Below are 18,766 nucleotides of genomic sequence, written 5' to 3'. Positions count from 1 at the left end.
GCGGAGGTTGCCTGTGACGCAGGCGTCCGGGCGGGCAGGTCGATGACTTGCTGGGACAGCCGGCGTACGCATGGTCTCTGCACGCCGGCCGCCCGGACTCCTTCAACGTATGACACCGCGTGTCACCTGGCAAGGCACTGAGTGCCAGCAACTGCTCTCAGGTGAAATCTTTACGTAACAAATGAGCGATGATCGATCGAACGCGCCTTGAAATCTGCTCGAAAAGGGCCTCTGACATGCCAAAACGGCCACCCCGAAGGGTGGCCGTCATCACAGCGGAGGGAAGGGGCTCAGCGGTCCTTCAGCGCCTCTTCGATGGTCCGCATCACCTGGTCGAGAGGGGCGTCGGTGCGGGCGACCGTCACCAGGACCTCGCCGTGCGTGGAGACCGTCGCGGCGGACGGCTGGGTCGTGCCGGTGCGCCCGGCGCCGATGCCCGTCCCGAACGTCTTCCGTACGATCGCGAAGGCGTGGTCCAGCTGGGCCTCCACGTCGCCCTGGCCGCCGGCCCGGAGCCAGCGCCGCAGCACATGGTTGTGGGCGGTGACCACGGCGGACGCGGCGACCTCCGCGAGCAGCGGGTCGTCGTTGGCGTCGTCGTCGTGCGCGTGCTCGTCGAAGTGGCCGAGCAGATAGCGGGTGAACAGGCGCTCGTAGCGGGCCACCGACGCGATCTCCGCCTCGCGCAGGGTGGGCACCTCGCGCGTGAGCTTGTAGCGGGCGACCGAGATCTCCGGCCGGGCCGCGTACATCCGCATGACTTCCTTGATGCCGTTGCACACCGTGTCGAGCGGATGCTCGTGCGGGGGAGCCGCGTTGAGCACGGCCTCGGCACGGATCAGGGTGTCGTCGTGATCGGGGAAGATCGCCTCTTCCTTGGAGCGGAAGTGGCGGAAGAACGTACGGCGCGCGACTCCGGCCGCGGCCGCGATCTCGTCGACGGTGGTCGCCTCGTACCCCTTGGTGGAGAACAGCTCCATCGCCGCGGCCGCCAGTTCTCGGCGCATCTTGAGCCGCTGGGCGGCCGCGCGACTGCCTGCGGCACTTTCCGGCGCGTCGGGCGTAGCTGGTGTACGTGAGGACCTGGCGGGCTGGGACATGACCCGAACGTACTGCATGTGCGCAGGTTGGCGCTCATGTCCCAGGGAGCCCCCGCCCACCGCGGGCGGGGGGTTTCCGTGGGGGTCGAGCAGCCCGCCCCAGTCCTCGTTCGCTCTGGACCAGTCGCCGGACGTGTCAGCGGCGGGCATATTCGCGGAAGCCGCGGCCCGTCTTGCGGCCGAGGCAGCCCGCGGCCACCAGGTGCTCCAGGAGCGGGGCCGGGGCCAGGCCCGGGTCCCGGAACTCGCGGTGCAGGACCTTCTCGATGGCCAGGGAGACATCGAGTCCGACGACGTCAAGGAGCTCGAAGGGGCCCATCGGGTAGCCGCCGCCCAGCTTCATCGCGGCGTCGATGTCGTCGAGGGAGGCGTAGTGCTCCTCGACCATCTTGATGGCGTTGTTGAGGTAGGGGAACAGCAGGGCGTTCACGATGAAGCCGGCCCGGTCACCGCAGTCGACCGCGTGCTTGCGGATCTTGGCGCAGACCTCGCGGACCGTGGCGTGGACGTCCTCGGCGGTCAGCACCGTCCGCACGACCTCGACCAGCTTCATGGCGGGCGCCGGGTTGAAGAAGTGCATGCCGATCACGTCCTGCGGACGCGAGGTGGCACGGGCGCAGGCGACGACCGGGAGCGAGGAGGTGGTGGTGGCCAGGACCGCGCCCGGCTTGCAGACCTTGTCCAGCGTCTGGAACAGCTGCTGCTTGACCTCCAGGTCCTCGGCGACGGCCTCCAGCGCCAGATCGACGTCGGCGAAGGCGTCGTAGGAACCCGCCGGGGTGATCAGGTCCAGGGTCTGCGCGGCGGACTCGGCGGTCATCCGGCCCTTGTCGACAGAGCGCGAAAGAGACTTGCCGATACGGGCCTTGGCGGCCTGCGCCTTCTCCTCGCTGCGGGCGGCGAGGACGACCTGGTAGCCGGCCTTGGCGAAGACCTCGGCGATGCCGGACGCCATGGTGCCCGAGCCGGCGACACCGACGGAGCGGACCGTGCGGCCCTGGACCTGGGAGCCGCCCTCGGCCGGCGTCAGGGTGTCCGGCACGACCGTCGCGCTGCCCGGGGCCTCGTAGGAGTAGAAGCCGCGGCCCGACTTACGGCCCGTCAGGCCCGCCTCGCTGAGCTGCTTGAGGATCGGGGCGGGCGCGTGCAGCCGGTCGTGGGACTCGGAGTACATGGCGTCCAGGACGGTGCGCGCGGTGTCGATGCCGATCAGGTCGAGCAGGGCCAGCGGGCCCATCGGCAGTCCGCAGCCGAGCCGCATCGCGGCGTCGATGTCCTCGCGGGAGGCGTACTTCGCCTCGTACATCGCGGCGGCCTGGTTGAGATAGCCGAACAGCAGCCCGTCGGCGACGAATCCGGGCCGGTCGCCGACCGCGACGGGCTCCTTGCCGAGGTCCAGCGCGAGATCGGTGACCGCGGTGACCGCGCTCGGCGCGGTCAGCACCGAGGAGACCACCTCGACCAGCTTCATCGCGGGCGCCGGGTTGAAGAAGTGCAGGCCCAGCACGCGCTCCGGGCGGGCCGAGTCGGCCGCGAGCCGGGTGACGGACAGGGCGTTGGTGCCGGTCGCCAGGATCGTCTCCGGCCGCACGATGCCGTCGAGTTCACGGAAGATCTGGTGCTTGATCTCGTACGACTCCGGGACCACCTCGATGACCAGGTCCGCGTCGGCCGCGGTGCGCAGGTCGGTGGAGGTGCGGACCCGGGCGAGGATGTCCGTCCGCTGCTCCTCGGTCAGCCGGCCGCGGGTCACGGCGCGGCCGGTGGAGGTCTCCAGGGCGGCGACGGCCTGGGCGGTCGCGGCCTCGCTGATGTCGATGCCGATGACCGTGCGGCCGGCCTTGGCGAGGACCTCGGCGATGCCGGTGCCCATGGTGCCGAGGCCGACGACGGCGACGGTCTGGATCGGGGACAGAGGGGTGTCGGACAGGGGAGCGGCCATCGCGGGACTCCAGGAATGAGGGTGACGACTGGGAGCGCGACCCGGTGCGCCGAAGGGCGCACCGGGTGCGTGGAGAGATGCAGATGCGGGTGTTGCCGGGCTGTCAAGCGCACACGCCCGGTGGTGCGATGTCCGTCGTCGCGGGCGTGCACACGCCCGGAGAACGGTGAAGCCGACCGGCCCTGTCCCAAGCCGCGTCGTACTGAGGTACCTGAGGTACCGAACCGACTGCTCTTGTGATGGCTGCGTCACCAGGCCACCGCAAGGAGTTCCGCGAGTGGGTAACTCGCTCGATTGAGCTTAACCCGCCGGTAACGAGCGCGCCAGCCCCCGGTCTTTGTGATGTACGTCCCTCGCCCCGGCACCCCGCCTAGGCTGCCTTGCATGGACGAAGAGTTGCGATCACTCACGGAGCGCTTACGGCGGGAGTCCGGGGCGTCGGCGGCGTACGAGCGGCTGGTGGAGGCCGAGGACCTCGACGAACTGGCGGCCGTGCTCACCGAACCCGGTCAGCCGCTGTGGGCCAGGGAGCTGGCCGCGTTCCGCCTCGGGCTCGCCGGAGACTCCCGGGCCTTCGAGTCGCTCGTCCTGCTGCTCAACCACCGCGACCCGCAGCGCTGCGCCTCCGCCGCCCACGCCCTGGCCCGCCTCGGCGACCCCCGCACCGCCCGCGCGGCGGCGGCCCTGGCCACCAACGAACTGCGGGTCGCCTACGCCCTGCACCCCGTCAGGCTCCTCGCCGAACTGCGCGCGCCCGAGTCCGTGCCGGCCCTCATCACCACCCTGGAGCGACGACTGCGCCCGCACGACCCCTACCGGCGCGTCGCGCTCGCCTGCGTCGAGGGCCTCGGCACCCTCGGTGACACCCGGGCCAGACCCGTACTGAACCAGGCCCTCGCGCATCCCTCGCTCGCGGAGGCGGCGGTGCACGCGCTGGCGCGGATCCCTAGCCCGCGACGAGGCCCTTGACGTACCGCACCTCGGGCACTGGCACCCCGTCCACCTCGAACGGCTCCTCGGCGCCGTCGGGGCGGAACCCCGCCCGCTCGTAGAAGGCACGGGCGCGCGCGTTGCCCCGGAGGACCCAGAGGCGTATGCGCGGGTGTCCGGCGGCCGTGCACCGGCGGACCGACTCCTGGAGCAGGGCGTGGCCGAGGCCGCCGCCGAACCGGCCGGTGTCGACGTAGATCGCGTACAACTCGGCGTCCGCCGTGCGCACTTCACCGTCCCGGTACGGACCGTGCGCGGCCCAGCCCAGCAGTTCGCCGTGCTGCTCGGCGACGAGGTTCACCACGCTGGGGTCGGACTGCCGCAGGCGCGCGCGACGGCGCTCGGCGTCCTCGGCCACACTCAGGGCGTCCAGATACGGCTGCGGCATCAGCCCCCGGTACGCGGTCTGCCAGCCGCGGACGCGGATCTCGGCGACGCGCTCGCAGTCGGCGAGCCTCATCTCCCGGACCTCGATCACGGGGCGATCACCGCGAACGCCTCGACCTCCATCAGGAACTCGGGCCGCACCAGAGCGGCGACCTGGACCGCCGACGCGGCCGGCAGCCGGTCGTCGGGCAGGTGCGCGGCGCGGGCCGCCCGGATCGCCGGCATGTGCGCCATGTCCGTGACGAAGTACGTCAGCTTGACGACGTCCTCGAAGGTCGCGCCCGCCGCGGCCAGACAGCGGCGGAGGTTCTCGAAGACCTGGCGGGCCTGGGCGGCGGCGTCGCCCTCGCCGACGATCTTTCCGTCCTCGTCCAGGGCGAGCTGGCCGGAGATCGCGACGAACGTGCCGGTGCCCAGGACGACATGGGAGTACTGGGCGGCGGGCGCGAGCCCGTCGGGGGCGGGAATCCTGGTCAGCTCACTCATGCGTCCATGGTGGACCATCGGTCTGACAACGCCCCCGACGGGCGGTGGGGCGTTCTCAGCCGCGGAAGCCGAGCATGCCGTGCAGCGTCGAGCCGCGCGACGCCGACGACGTCGAGCCGAGCGGCTTGGGGTCGGGCAGCGCGTCGCACACCGCGTCGACCTCGCCGCCGCTGCGCGGCACCGTGCCGTCCGTCAGATACGCCGCCAGATGCTTGTCCAGGCAGGCGTTCCCGCTCAGCGTGATGCCGTGGTTCCCGCCGCCCTGCTCGACCACCAGGCTGGAGCCGTGCAGCAGACGGTGGACCATCACGCCGCCCTCGTACGGGGTGGCCGCGTCGTTCGTCGCCTGGAAGAGCAGCACCGGCGGCAGGTCGCCGTTGGCGATGTCCACCGGCTCCTGCGAGCCGGTCGGCCAGAACGCGCACGGCGCGTTGTACCAGGCGTTGTTCCAGGTCATGAACGGCGCCTTCTTGTACACCGCCCAGTTGTCGTCGCGCCACTGGCTCCAGTCGCGCGGCCAGTCGGCGTCACGGCACTGCACCGAGGTGTAGACGCTGTAGCCGTTGTCGCCCGAGGCGTCGACGGCGGCGAAGTTCTCGTACGCCTCGACCAGCGGGTCGGCGTTCTTGTCGTTCACGTACGCCGCGAACGCCTCCGCCAGATAGGGCCAGTAGCCGTTGTAGTAGCCGCCCGGGATGAAGGTGTCCTCGAACTCCGAGGCGCCGACCTTCCCGCCCGCGGGCTTCTTCGCCAACTGGGCCCGCATCTTGTACCACTTGGCCTCGATCTTCGCCGGATCGGTGCCGAGCTTGTACGTCGCGTCGTACTTGGCGACCCAGGACGTGAACGCGAGGTGACGGTCGTTGAAGGCGTAGTCCTGGCCGAGGTTGTCGTCGTACCAGACACCGGTCGGGTCGACGATCGAGTCCAGGACCAGGCGCCGTACGCGCTCCGGGAAGAGCTTGGCGTAGACCGCGCCCAGATAGGTGCCGTACGAGTAACCGAAGTAATTGATCTTCTTCGCGCCCAGGGCGGCACGGATCGAGTCCATGTCTTGCACGGCCTGGACCGTGTTGATGTACGGCAGCAGATCGGCGTGCTTCTTGCCGCAGGCGGCGGCGAAGGACTTGGCCCGCTGGAGGTTGGCCCTCTCGATCGCGGGTGTGCTCGGTACGGAGTCGGGGCGTACGGGGTCGAAGTGGCCGGGCTCGCAGTCGAGAGCCGGCTTGCTCTTGCCCACCCCGCGCGGGTCGAAGCCGATGACGTCGTACTGCGCCGTGACCGCCTTGGGCAGTGAGCCGGCGACGAAGCCGGCCAGCGTCAGACCGCTGCCGCCGGGGCCGCCGGGGTTGACCAGCAGTGGGCCCTGGGACTTCTTCGCGGTGTGCGGGACGCGGGACAGCGCGAGCGTGATCTGCCGCCCGTGCGGATCGTCGTGGTCGAGTGGGACCTTGAGGGACGCGCACTGGAGCGTCGGGTAGTTCGTGGTGCCGCAGCTCTTCCAGGTGAGCTTCGCGGCCGCAGCGGTGTCCGCGGTGCGCGGAGTGCTCGCGTCGGCGGGCAGGGCGGTGAAGCTCCCGGCCATGACGACGGCGGCGCCGCACAGCACGGCTGCGCGTTTTCTCATGGAGTCCTCCCAGGACGGAGGTTGGCGGACCGCGGATGTCACGGTCCACGCCGCATCGTTCCGGAAAGGACGCACGGAGGAACGGATTCATCGGGTAATTCACTGTTTCGGCACCGAAATGGCTGAGCGGCCTCAGCCGAGATACGGACCGTCCCGCCGTTCGAGAGCATGGGTGATTCTCATCCGCGTGGACGCGTGCATACGCAGCGCGCCGAGCTCCCGCAGCGGGACGAAACGCACCGTGCGCGACTCCTCGCTGGTCCGCAACCGGCCGCCGGTGACCACTCCGTGGAAGACCAGCGAGCACTCCTGGCTCACCGTTCCGTCGTCGTACGAGGTGACGTGCCCGGGATCGGAGTACAGACCCACCAGCCCGGTGACGGCGATGTCCAGGCCGGTCTCCTCGCGCACCTCCCGCACCACGGCCTGGGTGAACGACTCACCGACGTCGACCAGGCCGCCCGGCAGCGCCCAGTACCCGTCGTCCGACCGTTCGATCAGCAGCAGATCGCCCGGCTCGTCGCGCACCACGGCGCCGACGACCGGCCACAGCCGGTTGGCCGCCGGGGCGTCGGGGTCGTCGAAGTGGTCCTGCTTCACACCGCCTCCTGGGCAGTTCAGGGGAATGAGGTTGCCGACAGGTCGTCACCGGGCATGATGCGCCAGTCCGAGTGTGCCGTGGGGGAGCGTCATGGGCCGGGTCTTCATCAGCTATCACGCCGACGACGGTGCCGACACGGCCCATCGCCTCGTCGAGGCCCTGCGCACGGCCGGGTACGAGGACTGCTTCGCCTACGCGCTGCCCGGCCACGGCATCGCCGCCTCCTACCCCTGGCGCGACGAACTGCGGCGCAACCTGCTGGCCGCGGAGGCACTCGTGGTCGTCACCACGGAGGGCTCCGCCGCCGAGTGGTGTGTCTGGGAGGTCTCCGTCTTCCGCGAGCGCAAACCCACCGCGCCCGTCGTGGAGTGCCGGGTCGACGGAGCCCCGGGCCGGGCCCTCATCGACACCCTTCAGGCGCTGAACGTCGAGCCGGGCGACCCGCGGTCCATGGCCGACGCCGAACGCTCGATCCTGAAGCGGCTCGACGAGGGCGGCGTCTCCCGCGGAGCCGCCCTGACCGCCATCTTCCCGGGACTGAACCCCTTTCAGGAGGAGCACGCCCGGGTCTTCTTCGGCCGCGACGAGGACATCGAGGCACTCAGCCGCCCGCTGCTGGGCCGCCGCCGCAACGGCGCCCTGGCCGTCATCGGGCCCTCCGGCGCGGGCAAGTCCTCACTGGTGCGCGCGGGCCTGGTACCGGCCTTGCGCGAGCGCCCGGCCGCTTCCGACGGAAGCGCCCCCTTCTGGATCGTCCTCGGCCCGGTGACCCCCGCCCGCGGCGGCCTCGCCGCCCTCGCACACGCCATCGCCGAGATACGCCGGGATCTCGGGCTCGACACCGACACCGGACCGCTCGTGCTCCAGCGGATACGGGAACGCCCCCAAGGCCTCGCCGAGACCCTCGACGGCATCACCGCGCGCGTGCCGGACGCACGCCTCCTCGTCATCGTCGACCAGACCGAGGAACTGCTGCTGCCCGAGGCCGACACCGACGCGGCGATCCTGGTCGCCGCCCTGGCCGAGGCGGTACGCCGGAACACCTGGCTGGTGTACACCGTGCGGGCCGACTTCCTGGACGCGCTGATGCGGTTCGAGGCGTTCGAACCGTTGCTGCGCGACCACCACCTCGTGAAACCGCTCGCCCGCAGCGAACTGCCCCGGATCGTCAACGCGCCCCTGGCCACCCTGGGCTGGCGGCTCGACGACCAGGCCCTCGGGCTCATCCAGGAGGACGCCGCCGGAGAGGCCCTGCCGCTGCTGGCCTTCGCGCTCCAGCAGCTCTGGCAGAAGGTCAATCCGGAGGGGAAGCGCCCGCCCCGGGAGATCACCCGCGGTGAGTACGAGGCCTCGGGACGCGTGCAGAAAGTGCTCACGGACCAGGCCGAGGAGGCGTTCCGGCTCGCCCGGGACTTCCTCACCGACGGGGAGCGCAGCACCGTACGGGACGCCGAGCGGGCGGTCCTCAAAGCACTGGGGCGCCTGGTGTCGGTCGACGAGTCGGGCAAGTACACCCGGCGTCCCGTCGCCCTGCGCGACCTCCCCGAACGTGAACTGCGGCTGCTGCGGCCGTTCGTGGAGTGCCGGGTGCTCACCACGGTCCGGCACCCGGTGGAGCGCGTGCGGCCCGGTGACGCCGGCTGGGACCACCTCACCGAGGATGCCTTCGAAGTCGCCCACGAGAGCCTCTTCGTGCACTGGCCCCGCCTGCGCGAGAACCTGGAACGCGACCACGACGCCCTGCGCGCACGCCGGGAGATCGAGGAGACGGCCGTCGACTGGGCCAGGTACGGGCGACAGCCGGACCAACTCATACCGGCCTCGCGGCTGATGCGCCTGGTGTCGGTCCTGTCCGGGCGCATGGAGGACGCGTTCGCCGCCGCGTGGCCGGAGCTGTACGGCACCCTGACCGACCTGCACCTGTCGGGCGCGGCGCTCGACCTGGTTGCGCAGTCTCTTCAGCGCACGGCGGACGACGAGGTCAGACGGGGTGAACTGCTGGTCGAGAGCGATCCCCGCGCTGTTTTGCGCTTGTTGGCGGGGGATGGCTCGGCGCAGGGTGACCTGCTGCTGGGACTGCTGCTCTACGCGCCCGACCTCGACGGCTGGCGGCACTTGCTGCGGCGCGCGATGGCGGCTCACCCTCAACTGCGCTGCTTCCGGGCTCAGGAGGCGGGTCTGTGGGGCGTGGCCTGGTCACCGGACGACACCCTGCTCGTCACGGCGTCCAAGGACGGTGGCGTACGCGTGCTCGACGCCGACACCGGCCAGGTGCGGGCGACGTTCCGGCACGCCAGGGAAGCGCGCGGGGACGGGCCGGGGTGGGTGCGTTCCGTGGACTGGTCTCCCGACGGCGAACTGATCGCGTCCGTCGCGACGGACGAGACGCTGCGGCTGTGGTCCTGGCCCGGGGGCGACGAGCTGCGGGTGGTGCCGCTCGACGACCGGCCGTGGTCGGTGCGGTTCTCTCCTGACGGGCGGTACGTGCTGGTCGCGTGCGCGGACGGGACGGCGCGGGTGTGGGAGGCGCGGGGGAGGGGGCGGGAGCCGGTCAGGACGTGCGTGAGCGTGGACGGGGAGGGGCGTCCGGTTCGGTTGTGGGATGCGGACATCGCCGGTGACGGGCGGGTGGCTACGGCTCGTGAGGACGGGGTGATCGAGGTTCACTCGCCGGACGCGGGCGTGGAACACCTGGACTGGGGGGACCCGATGCGGCGGAAGCCGGTCAGGACCGTGCGCTTCAGCCCGGTGGACGGCTCCAAGCTGGCGTCCGGAGACCAGAACAACCAGGTGTACGTGGGCATGGCGCCCTCGCACGGGGGGTACTCCGATCGCCGCCTCGACGGACACACGGAACAGGTCAGGAGGGTGGCCTGGTCTCCCTCCGGCACCCGCCTGGCGAGCGCTGGAGCCGACGCGACGGTGCGGACGTGGTACGTGCGCGGCAGCAGGGAACTGGACGTCTTTCAGGGACATGCCCAAGGAGTGTGCGACGTGGCCTGGTCGCACCGGGGGGATCGGCTCGCCAGCGCTTCGGACGACGGCACCGTACGGATCTGGCGGATCAGCCCCGAGATCGAGTTGGACAACCGTGACGCCATACGGCTCGTCGGCCGAAGCAAGAGCCTGGTCGAGGCCGAGGGCCTGGACGACCCGGATGCCGTGGACTGGTCCGGGGACGGGGCCCGTTGCGCAGTGGTGGAAGGCGGCGGCAGCCGTGTGTCGGTCTGGGAGCCGCCGGAAGGTTGGGGCCAGCCCAATCGCTTGTACAGGACCGCCGTACTGACTGACGCCCACGACGCCGTCACCGACGCCCGCTGGTCCGCCGACGGGGAGTGGCTGGCCGTGGTCTCCCGTGACCGGACGTGGCTGCCGCGCGTCTACGACCGCAAAGGCACTCTCCGCCCGGCGCCGCCGGGATGGACGCGGCACGCGAGCTTCCTGAGCGCGGTCGCCTGGCACCCGCGACGCGCGGAGTTCGCCGTTGCCGGACAGGACAACCTCGTCACCGTCAACACGCTCGACGCCACGGTGGCCGAGTACCGAGGCGACAAGGTCTTCACCGCCCTCGCCTGGCACCCCGAGGGCACGGCCCTCGCCGTCGGCTGCACGGACGGCACCGTCCTCGTGCTCGATCGTGGAGAGGACGGGTTCGTCGCACGGCGTCCCCTGGTGGGCCACCGTCAAGACGTGCTCGCCCTTGCCTGGTCGCCCGATGGAGCACTGCTCCTGTCGGGTTCCCTGGATGAGACCGCGCAGTTGTGGGACGTGACAGCGGGAGGCCGGGTGACGGTGCTGCACCACCCGGGCGCTGCGGTGCGACAAGTGTTCTGGCTGGATGGCTGGCGCGTCGCCCTCACCGGGACGCAGACCGGAGAGTTCTCCTCCTGGGACATCTCCGACGCCCTGACCCGCCCCCAATGCGGGCCCATGGGCGACATCACCCCCCTCATCACCGAAGCCCGCCTCCGCTCCCGCTGACCCTCACCACCCGTACCGCGCCAACGCCTCCAGCAACACCGGCCCTCGCACCCCCACCGGCCCCGTCGCCACCTCCGCGAACGCCATGCCGACCCGGGGAGCCGCCCCGTCGCACACCGGGTCGTCGCCCACCATCAGGCACTCCTCGGGGGCCACGCCGAGCCGCCGGGCGGCCACGTGGAAGAGCTCCAGGTCGGGCTTGGCGCGGCCCTCCTCGTACGAGAGGACGTACTGCGCGACGTACCGGTCCGAGCCGTGCCGGGTGAAGGCCTCGCGGATGTCCCAGGAGATGTTGCTGAGCACCCCGACGCGCACGCCCGCGAGGGCCAGCCGTTCCAGCGCCGGGAGCGTGTCCTCGTACGCGTGCCAGTTCGCCGCTGATCCCAGGCGGTCGTAGATCCGTGCGAAGTCCGCCTCGTCTAGGCCGGCCAGCCGGAACAGGGTGCCGTAGGCGCGGTGGTTGGCCTCGGGGGAGAGGTCGCGGTCCGCCCAGTCGCGGAGTTGTGCCGGTGTCATACGGTCGACGAACTCGGCCGGATGGCGCAGCGCGTGGACGACGCGAGCCCGCAGCTCCGGGGTCGGCGCGGCCTGCGGGGAGAAGAGCCAGTCATGGCCCGGCAACCGCCCGAACAGGGTTCCCGAGAAGTCGAACACCACCGCGCGCAGGGCATCGTTCACGGGCCCATTCTGCCCGTCCGGTGGGTCAGATCAGTGTCAGCTGGGTCGGCTCCTGGACATCCGGCTCGGGCTCGGGGACTGGCGTGATCCGGCGGGGCATACCCGTGTCCGCGGGGCCGATGCCGTACTCCCGGGCCAGTTCGTGCACTTGGCGGGTGATCCGGCGCTGGTACCACTTCGGCGCGTAGGAGCCGTGGGCGTACAGGCGCTCGTAGCGGCGCACGAGGTAGGGGTGGTGCTGGGCCAGCCAGGACATGAACCACTCCCGGGCGCCGGGGCGCAGATGCAGCACCAGTGGGGTCACGGAGGTCGCCCCGGCCGCCGCGATCGCCCGCACGGTGGCGCGGAGTTGGGCCGGTTCGTCGCTCAGGAAGGGGATGACGGGTGCCATCAGGACGCCGCAGCCGATGCCGTGCTCGGACAGGGTGCGCACGACGTCCAGGCGGCGGTCCGGCGCGGGCGTGCCCGGCTCCACCGTGCGCCACAGGTCCGGGTCCGTGAAGCCGACCGAGACGGAGATGCCGACGTCCGTCACCGCGTGCGCCCGCTTCAGCAGGTCGAGGTCGCGCAGGATCAGCGTGCCCTTGGTCAGGATCGAGAACGGGTTCGCGTGCTCGGTGAGGGCGCCGATGATGCCCGGCATCAGCCGGTAGCGGCCCTCCGCGCGCTGGTAGCAGTCGACGTTCGTGCCCATCGCTATGTGCTCGCCCTGCCAGCGGCGCGAGCCGAGCTGGCGGCGCAGCAGCTCCGGGGCGTTCGTCTTGACCACGATCTGCGAGTCGAAGCCGAGTCCGGTGTCGAGGTCCAGATAGCTGTGCGTCTTGCGGGCGAAGCAGTAGACGCACGCGTGTGAACAACCCCGGTACGGGTTGACCGTCCACTGGAAGGACATTCGGGAGACGGCGGGTACCCGGTTGATGATCGATCGAGCCCTGATCTCGTGGAAGGTGATGCCGGCGAACTCGGGCGTGTCGATGGTCCGGCTCGTGACCGCGTCCGCGCCGAACAGGGCGGCGTCGGCCCGGCCGTGCTCATCGGACTCTGTGAGGTTCTCCCAGCGCATGAGGCCTCCTCGGTAGCGCCTGCCCCCACAATAGAACACATGTTCCCTTGATCGTGCCACCCCCGATTTGGGCGGCCGGGGACCGGGGTGGTTGGCTTGGCCCCACCCCCGAATTCCAGTTCCTGGAGGATTCCAATGGCGCAGGTCGAGGCCACTACCGAGCGGGTCGTCGCGGCGGACGCGGAGAAGGTGTTCGACGCCCTCGCCGACTACAGCGGCACCCGGCAGAAGCTGCTGCCCGAGCACTTCAGCGAGTACGAGGTGCGCGAGGGCGGCGACGGCGAGGGCACCCTCGTCCACTGGAAGCTCCAGGCCACCAGCAAGCGCGTGCGCGACTGCCTCCTGGAGGTGAGCGAGCCCACCGACGGCGAGCTGGTCGAGAAGGACCGCAACTCCTCCATGGTCACCACCTGGCGGGTCACCCCGGCCGGCGAGGGCAAGTCCCGCGTCGTCGTGACCACCGTCTGGAACGGCGCCGGCGGCATCGGCGGCTTCTTCGAGAAGACCTTCGCGCCCAAGGGCCTCGGCCGGATCTACGACCTGGTGCTCGCCAACCTGGCCACCGAGGTCGAGAAGTAAGTCGCCTGTCCAGGTAAGTCCCCCGTGTCCGGAGGGCGTTGACGCGCTCACCGGATCGAGTGGATCTCCCGACCGGGTGCCGGTCTGCCGTAACTCGTCGCGCTTGCTCGTAGTTGTCGCTTTAGGCAGCAATTGTGTGGGCGCGGCGAGGGGAGCGGACACGTGGGCGGGACCACTCTGGTGCAGGAGGACCTCCGGGACGAACCGGTCCCCGAATCCCCGCGGCCCGCCGCCCCCGATCCCGCCACGGCCGCCGAACTCGGCCCGCGCCAAGTCCGGTTGGTCTTCGTCGGGCTGATGCTCGCGCTGCTCCTCGCCGCGCTGGAGCAGATGATCGTCGCCACGGCGCTCCCCAAGATCGTCGGCGAGCTGCACGGCCTCGACAAGATGTCCTGGGCCATCACCGCCTATCTGCTCACCTCCACGATCGGACTGCCGGTCTACGGCAAGCTCGGCGACCTCCTGGGCCGCAAGGGCGTCTTCCAGTTCGCGATCGTCGTCTTCGTCATCGGCTCCGCGCTCGCCGGACGGGCGCAGACGATGGACCAGTTGATCGCCTTCCGCGCGGTGCAGGGCGTCGGCGCGGGCGGGCTCATGATCGGTGTGCAGGCGATCATCGCCGACATCGTGCCGCCCCGGGAGCGCGGCCGGTTCATGGGCCTCATCGGCGCCGCGTTCGGCCTCGCCTCCGTCGCGGGGCCCCTGTTGGGCGGCTATTTCACCGACCACCTCTCCTGGCGGTGGTGCTTCTACATCAACATCCCCTTCGGCCTCGTGACCCTCGCCGTCGTCACCGTCGTCCTCAAACTGCCCAAGCGGCGGACCAGGGCCCGGCTCGACGTCCTCGGGACGCTGCTCCTCGCCGCGGCGTCCACCTGCCTGGTGCTGCTGACCAGTTGGGGCGGCACCGAGTACGCCTGGGACTCCCGCGTCATCCTGGGACTCGCCGCGGGCGCGGCGGCGGCCACCGTGCTCTTCCTCGTCGCCGAGCACTTCGCGCCCGAACCCCTCATCCCGCTGCGGCTGTTCAGGGACTCCGTCTTCAACGTCACCGCGCTGGTCGGCCTGGTGATCGGTGTCGCCCTCTTCGGGGCCGCGAGCTATCTGCCGACCTTCCTTCAGATGGTCGACGGGGCGAGCGCCACCGAGTCGGGGCTGCTGATGCTGCCCATGATGGGCGGCATCGTCGGCGCCTCCGTCGTCGCCGGGCAGCTGATCAGCCACACCGGCCGGTACAAGCTCTGGCCGGTCCTCGGCGGCGCGCTCTCCGTGCTCGGCATGTGGCTGCTGTCCCGGCTGGAGGTCGACACGCCCCGGCTGCACTACAGCATCTGGATGGCCGTCCTCGGCGCCGGCATCGGCATGGTGATGCCGGTCCTCGTCCTCGCCGTGCAGAACTCCGTGCGCCCCGCCGACCTCGGCACGGCGACCAGCGCCAACAACTACTTCCGGCAGATCGGCGGTTCGGTCGGAGCGGCGATCTTCGGCACGCTCTTCGCCGACCGGCTGTCCGACTCCCTGGCGAAGCGGCTGCCCCCGGCGGCGGGACTGCCCGACGCCGAGTCCATCACCCCGCAGCTCGTCCACGCGCTGCCGCCCCAGCTGCGCGAGGCGTACATCCGTGCGTACGCCGACGCCATGCCGCGGATCTTCCTCTATCTCGTGCCGGTCCTCGTCCTCGGACTGCTCATCGCCTTCTTCCTCAAGGAGAAACCACTGGTGTCCCACCACACCGCCGAAACCGAGCCCGCCCCCCTGAACACACCGATCCCGCACGCCCGTTCGTCGTACGCCGCCGGAATCCCCGTGTGCGGCACGGTGCAGCACCCCGACGGAACCGTCGTCCCGCGCGCGGCGCTCACGCTGATCGACGTCGCCGGGCAGCAGATCGGCCGGGGCGCGAGCGGCGAGGACGGACGGTACGCGCTGTCGACTCCGGGCTCGGGGGCGTACGTCCTGATCGCCGCGGCGGGCGGGCACCAGCCGCAGGCCGTCTCCGTGACCGTCGGTGAGCGGCCCGTCGAGCTCGACGTCGTCCTCGGCGGCGCCGGGCGCCTCGCCGGGAGCGTGGTGACCGCGGACGGCACGACCGTACGGGACGCCACCGTCACCCTCACCAATGTGCACGGCGAGGTCGTCGCCAGCACCCGCAGCGGGCGCGAGGGCGGGTACGTGATGACCGAACTCGTCGCCGGCGAGTACACCCTCGCCGCCAGCGCCCCCGCCTTCCGCCCGGCCGCGCTCCCCGTCACCGTCCAGGCCGCCCGGGAGACCCGGCAGGACATCGAACTCGCCGGCGGGGCCGTGCTGCGCGGCACGGTACGGGCGAGCGGCGGCCGTCCCGTCGAGGACGCGCGCGTGACGCTGCTGGACGCCGCGGGCAACGTCGTGGACACCCTCACCACCGGCCCGGACGGAACGTTCCGGTTCGTCGACCTGTCCTCCGGCGAGTACACGGTCATCGCCGCGGGCTATCCGCCGGTCGCCACCGTCCTCCAGATGGCGGGCGGCGGCCGCACGGAGCGGGATCTGCAACTGGGGCACGAGGACTGAGCGGGGGCTGCGGCAAAGCCGGACGCCAGGGTTGATAACCCGTCAGTAACCCCACGGCGCCCCCAACCGGCGCTTTCCGTCCGGGGCGGGCGCGCGGGGGGCGCGCGGTGTCCGGTCCGCCGGGGGCAATTCCCGTATTGCCGCACATCACCACCTGCCGCAGCCGTACGGTGGAACGGTCGGCACAGATCTTTGCGGAGCCGTGGGAGAGAGGGCCTGGGCCATGGACCGTGGCAGTGAGAGGGACACGCCTCCCAGCCGCGGAGCTGGGATCGGAGCGGTGGAGACCGCCGCGGCCGGTCGCATTCCGCTGGCCGTGGTCGTGGTGGACCGCGGCGGCCTGGTGTCCCACTGGAGCCGCGGTGCCCGACGGCTGTTCGGCGCCGCCAAGGAGGAGGCGCTCGGCCGCCCCGCGGTCGACCTGCTGCCGGTCTCCGGAGCCCTGCCCGACGAGGAAGACACCGTGCCCTACGGGGCGTACGCCGACTACGACGGGCTCGGACCCGATCTGGAGTCCTCCCTCGACGGCAGGCTCTTCTACCCGGCCGCTGGCCGCGCCCGGCTCACGGTCGCCGAGCAGGGCCGGGTCGACGTGCTGTGGTGGGCGTACCCCCTGATCGGCCCCGGAGACGAGCGGCTGCTGGTGCTGGCCGCCGACGCGGACGCCCTGAAGTCCGACGACCCCGACGACCTGATGGCCGTCGAACGCATCGCCCCGGCCTTCGCCCTGCACACCGACTTCCCCGGCGCCGAGGAACTGGCCCGCCGGCTCCCCGAGATCCTGCCCAGCATGAGCGTCGAGGAAGGCGCCCGGATCGTCGCCCAGATTCTGGAACTGGGCTATCCCGTCCTGGAGTTCAGCCAGAACGACCGGGTGCCCGTCACCCCCGACTGGGGGGTCCCGCGGCGCACCGAGCGCAAGGCGCGCCGGGAGCGGGCCGCACGCGCCGCGGCCGACGGGTCGGCCCTCCCGCGGGACATCGAGGAGGACGACGGCGAGGACCTCGAGTACGCGGCCGTGCGCGAGCGCCTGGAGTTCCTCAACGAGGTCAGCGGGCGCATCGGCACATCCCTCGACCTGTCGCGCACCATCGTCGAGGTCAGCCGCGCCGTCGTGCCCCGCTTCACCGATGTCGCCGGCACCTATCTGCGGGAACAGGTCGTCGCCGGCGAGGGGTTCCCCGAGGGCGTGCCGGACACCACCACCATGTGGCACCGGGTCGCCCTGGAGCACACCGACGAACCCGGCCGCTGGGACGACGTCGTGCCGGTCGGCGAGGCCATGCCGTTCCCCGCGCACACGCCGTTCTTCCAGTGCATGACCAGCGGCCAGCCCGTCCTGGTGCCGCGCATCAGCGAGCAGATGGGGCACATGATCGCCTCGCAGTTCGAGAAGCGCGACATCCGGCCGCTGATCACCGGCCGCTCCATGCTCGTCGTACCCCTCAAGGCCCGCAATGTGGTCCTCGGCTTCATGATCCTGCTGCGGCACCCGGAGCGCGTCGAGTTCAACGACATGGACCGGGTCACCGGCGCCGAACTCGCCGCCCGCGCGGGCCTCGTGCTCGACAACGCCCGCATGTACACCTACCAGGAGAGCGTGGCCGAGACCCTCCAGGACAGCATGCTGCCGCACATCCCGCCGCGCATGGCGGGCTGCGACATCGCCACCCGCTATCTGCCCGGCACCCTGCTCGGACGTGTCGGCGGCGACTGGTTCGACTCCGTGAAGCTGCCGGGTGCCCGGACCGCCCTCGTCGTCGGCGACGTCATGGGGCACGGCCTCAACTCGGCCGCGATGATGGGCCAGTTGCGTACGGCCGTGCAGACCATGGCCGCCATGGACCTGCCGCCCGCCCAGTTGCTGCGCAACCTCGACGACCTCGCCCAGCGGCTCGGCGACACCTACCTGGCGACCTGTCTGTACGCCGTGTACGACCCGATCGCCGGCGAGGTGCAGATCGCCAACGCGGGCCACATCCCGCCGGTGATCGTGCACGCCGACGACGGCCGCAGCGAGCTCCTCGACCTGCCCACGGGCGCGCCCATCGGCGTCGGCGGAGTGCCTTTCGAGGCGGTACGGGTGCCGGTGCGGCCCGGCGACCGGCTCGTGATGTGCACCGACGGACTGGTCGAGGTGCGCGGCGAGGACATCGGCGTGGGACTGGCCACGCTGTGCGAGTCCGCCGCCCACCCGGCCGCGTCGATGGACGACGCCTGCGACACCATCATCCGCGCCCTCAACACGCGCGGCGGCCGCAAGGACGACGTCGCCCTCCTGATGGCCCGGCTCAACGGCATCGAGCCGAAGGACGTCGCCGAGTGGCGGCTCGCCCTCGACCCGATCGAGGTCCGCCGGGCGCGGGCCACCGTGCGGGAACAACTGCACGAGTGGGGAATCGGGCGGCTGGCCGACACCACCGAACTCATGGTGAGCGAGCTCGTCACCAACGCCGTACGGCACTCGCACAGCCGCCCCCTCGTGCTGCGTCTGGTGCGCGGCGAGACACTGCTGTGCGAGGTGGACGACGACGACCACGAGCTGCCGACGCTGCTCAACGCCGGTCCCGGCGACGAGTTCGGGCGCGGGCTGCGGATCGTCAGCACCCTGGCACGGGAGTGGGGCACGAGCCGGACCAGCGCGGGCAAGACCGTCTGGTTCGAACTGACGTTGCCGCGACGGTGACGACCTTCCGGGGCGCGCGGGGCGCCCGGGGGCGTACACAGCTCGTACGAGGGGTGAAGGAATGCGCTCGGCGCTTGTCGCCGTGACCAGGGC

Annotated in this window: 13 protein-coding genes; 5 read left to right on the top strand and 8 right to left on the bottom strand. The window is 71.3% G+C overall.

The features are described 5' to 3' along the window. Positions 1-290: 290 nt before the first annotated feature. Positions 291-1,100, bottom strand: a complete 810-nt coding sequence (locus OG866_RS08275) for a TetR family transcriptional regulator (RefSeq protein ID WP_329332902.1) — start codon at positions 1,098-1,100, stop codon at positions 291-293. Positions 1,101-1,236: 136 nt separating this feature from the next. After that, the gene (locus OG866_RS08270; RefSeq protein ID WP_329332900.1) at positions 1,237-3,042 is read right to left on the bottom strand and encodes a 3-hydroxyacyl-CoA dehydrogenase family protein; all 1,806 of its coding nucleotides are present in this window, start codon (positions 3,040-3,042) and stop codon (positions 1,237-1,239) included. Positions 3,043-3,426: 384 nt separating this feature from the next. On the opposite strand from OG866_RS08270, the gene OG866_RS08265 reads away from it, so the two are divergent. Beyond that, entirely contained in the window at positions 3,427-4,011 is a 585-nt protein-coding gene (locus tag OG866_RS08265) for an adenylosuccinate lyase (protein WP_329332898.1), read from the top strand. On the opposite strand, the gene OG866_RS08260 is transcribed toward OG866_RS08265, so the two are convergent. The 4 genes from OG866_RS08260 to OG866_RS08245 form a co-directional block, all read right to left on the bottom strand. Beyond that, a complete protein-coding gene (locus OG866_RS08260; RefSeq protein ID WP_329343986.1) occupies positions 3,989-4,492 on the bottom strand; it encodes a GNAT family N-acetyltransferase in 504 nt (167 codons plus the stop codon). The genes OG866_RS08265 and OG866_RS08260 overlap by 23 nt on opposite strands. Before the next feature lie 14 nt (positions 4,493-4,506). Then, positions 4,507-4,905, bottom strand: a complete 399-nt coding sequence (locus OG866_RS08255) for a RidA family protein (protein ID WP_329332897.1) — start codon at positions 4,903-4,905, stop codon at positions 4,507-4,509. 55 nt (positions 4,906-4,960) lie between these two features. Then, entirely contained in the window at positions 4,961-6,532 is a 1,572-nt protein-coding gene (locus tag OG866_RS08250; RefSeq protein ID WP_329332895.1) for an alpha/beta hydrolase, read from the bottom strand. 132 nt (positions 6,533-6,664) lie between these two features. Beyond that, a complete protein-coding gene (locus tag OG866_RS08245; protein ID WP_329332894.1) occupies positions 6,665-7,132 on the bottom strand; it encodes an NUDIX hydrolase in 468 nt (155 codons plus the stop codon). A gap of 91 nt (positions 7,133-7,223) precedes the next feature. Here OG866_RS08245 and OG866_RS08240 point away from each other — a divergent pair, with 91 nt between their 5' ends. Beyond that, positions 7,224-11,114, top strand: coding sequence for an nSTAND1 domain-containing NTPase (locus tag OG866_RS08240; RefSeq protein ID WP_329332892.1), 3,891 nt, complete (start codon positions 7,224-7,226; stop codon positions 11,112-11,114). 3 nt (positions 11,115-11,117) lie between these two features. Here the strand turns inward: OG866_RS08240 and OG866_RS08235 are convergent, their stop codons facing one another. Together OG866_RS08235 and OG866_RS08230 are read right to left on the bottom strand one after the other, a co-directional pair. Continuing rightward, positions 11,118-11,792: an HAD family hydrolase gene (locus OG866_RS08235; protein WP_329332891.1), complete on the bottom strand. Its 675-nt coding sequence runs from the start codon at positions 11,790-11,792 to the stop codon at positions 11,118-11,120. Between the two features lie 25 nt (positions 11,793-11,817). After that, entirely contained in the window at positions 11,818-12,855 is a 1,038-nt protein-coding gene (locus tag OG866_RS08230) for an Rv2578c family radical SAM protein (protein WP_329332889.1), read from the bottom strand. A gap of 135 nt (positions 12,856-12,990) precedes the next feature. Here OG866_RS08230 and OG866_RS08225 point away from each other — a divergent pair, with 135 nt between their 5' ends. The 3 genes from OG866_RS08225 (at position 12,991) to OG866_RS08215 (ending at position 18,673) form a co-directional block, all read left to right on the top strand. After that, on the top strand, positions 12,991-13,434 hold the full coding sequence (locus OG866_RS08225; protein ID WP_329332887.1) for an SRPBCC family protein: 444 nt from the start codon (positions 12,991-12,993) through the stop codon (positions 13,432-13,434). A 162-nt stretch (positions 13,435-13,596) separates the two neighbouring features. After that, entirely contained in the window at positions 13,597-15,987 is a 2,391-nt protein-coding gene (locus tag OG866_RS08220; protein ID WP_329332885.1) for an MFS transporter, read from the top strand. A 223-nt stretch (positions 15,988-16,210) separates the two neighbouring features. Next, positions 16,211-18,673: an ATP-binding SpoIIE family protein phosphatase gene (locus OG866_RS08215; protein ID WP_329332883.1), complete on the top strand. Its 2,463-nt coding sequence runs from the start codon at positions 16,211-16,213 to the stop codon at positions 18,671-18,673. Positions 18,674-18,766: the final 93 nt, after the last annotated feature.

It is taken from the genome of Streptomyces sp. NBC_00663 (assembly GCF_036226885.1).
GTDB lineage: Bacteria > Actinomycetota > Actinomycetes > Streptomycetales > Streptomycetaceae > Streptomyces.
Note: the sequence above shows the minus strand (reverse complement) of the source record. Positions and strands in the feature narration are given on the sequence as shown.

Bases quoted from the DNA above. Each gene is read 5' to 3' on its own strand.
- OG866_RS08275 (WP_329332902.1), bottom strand. From the start codon at position 1,100: ATGTCCCAGCCCGCCAGGTCCTCACGTACACCAGCTACGCCCGACGCG.
- OG866_RS08270 (WP_329332900.1), bottom strand. From the start codon at position 3,042: ATGGCCGCTCCCCTGTCCGACACCCCTCTGTCCCCGATCCAGACCGTC.
- OG866_RS08265 (WP_329332898.1), top strand. From the start codon at position 3,427: ATGGACGAAGAGTTGCGATCACTCACGGAGCGCTTACGGCGGGAGTCC.
- OG866_RS08260 (WP_329343986.1), bottom strand. From the start codon at position 4,492: ATGAGGCTCGCCGACTGCGAGCGCGTCGCCGAGATCCGCGTCCGCGGC.
- OG866_RS08255 (WP_329332897.1), bottom strand. From the start codon at position 4,905: ATGAGTGAGCTGACCAGGATTCCCGCCCCCGACGGGCTCGCGCCCGCC.
- OG866_RS08250 (WP_329332895.1), bottom strand. From the start codon at position 6,532: ATGAGAAAACGCGCAGCCGTGCTGTGCGGCGCCGCCGTCGTCATGGCC.
- OG866_RS08240 (WP_329332892.1), top strand. From the start codon at position 7,224: ATGGGCCGGGTCTTCATCAGCTATCACGCCGACGACGGTGCCGACACG.
- OG866_RS08230 (WP_329332889.1), bottom strand. From the start codon at position 12,855: ATGCGCTGGGAGAACCTCACAGAGTCCGATGAGCACGGCCGGGCCGAC.
- OG866_RS08225 (WP_329332887.1), top strand. From the start codon at position 12,991: ATGGCGCAGGTCGAGGCCACTACCGAGCGGGTCGTCGCGGCGGACGCG.
- OG866_RS08215 (WP_329332883.1), top strand. From the start codon at position 16,211: ATGGACCGTGGCAGTGAGAGGGACACGCCTCCCAGCCGCGGAGCTGGG.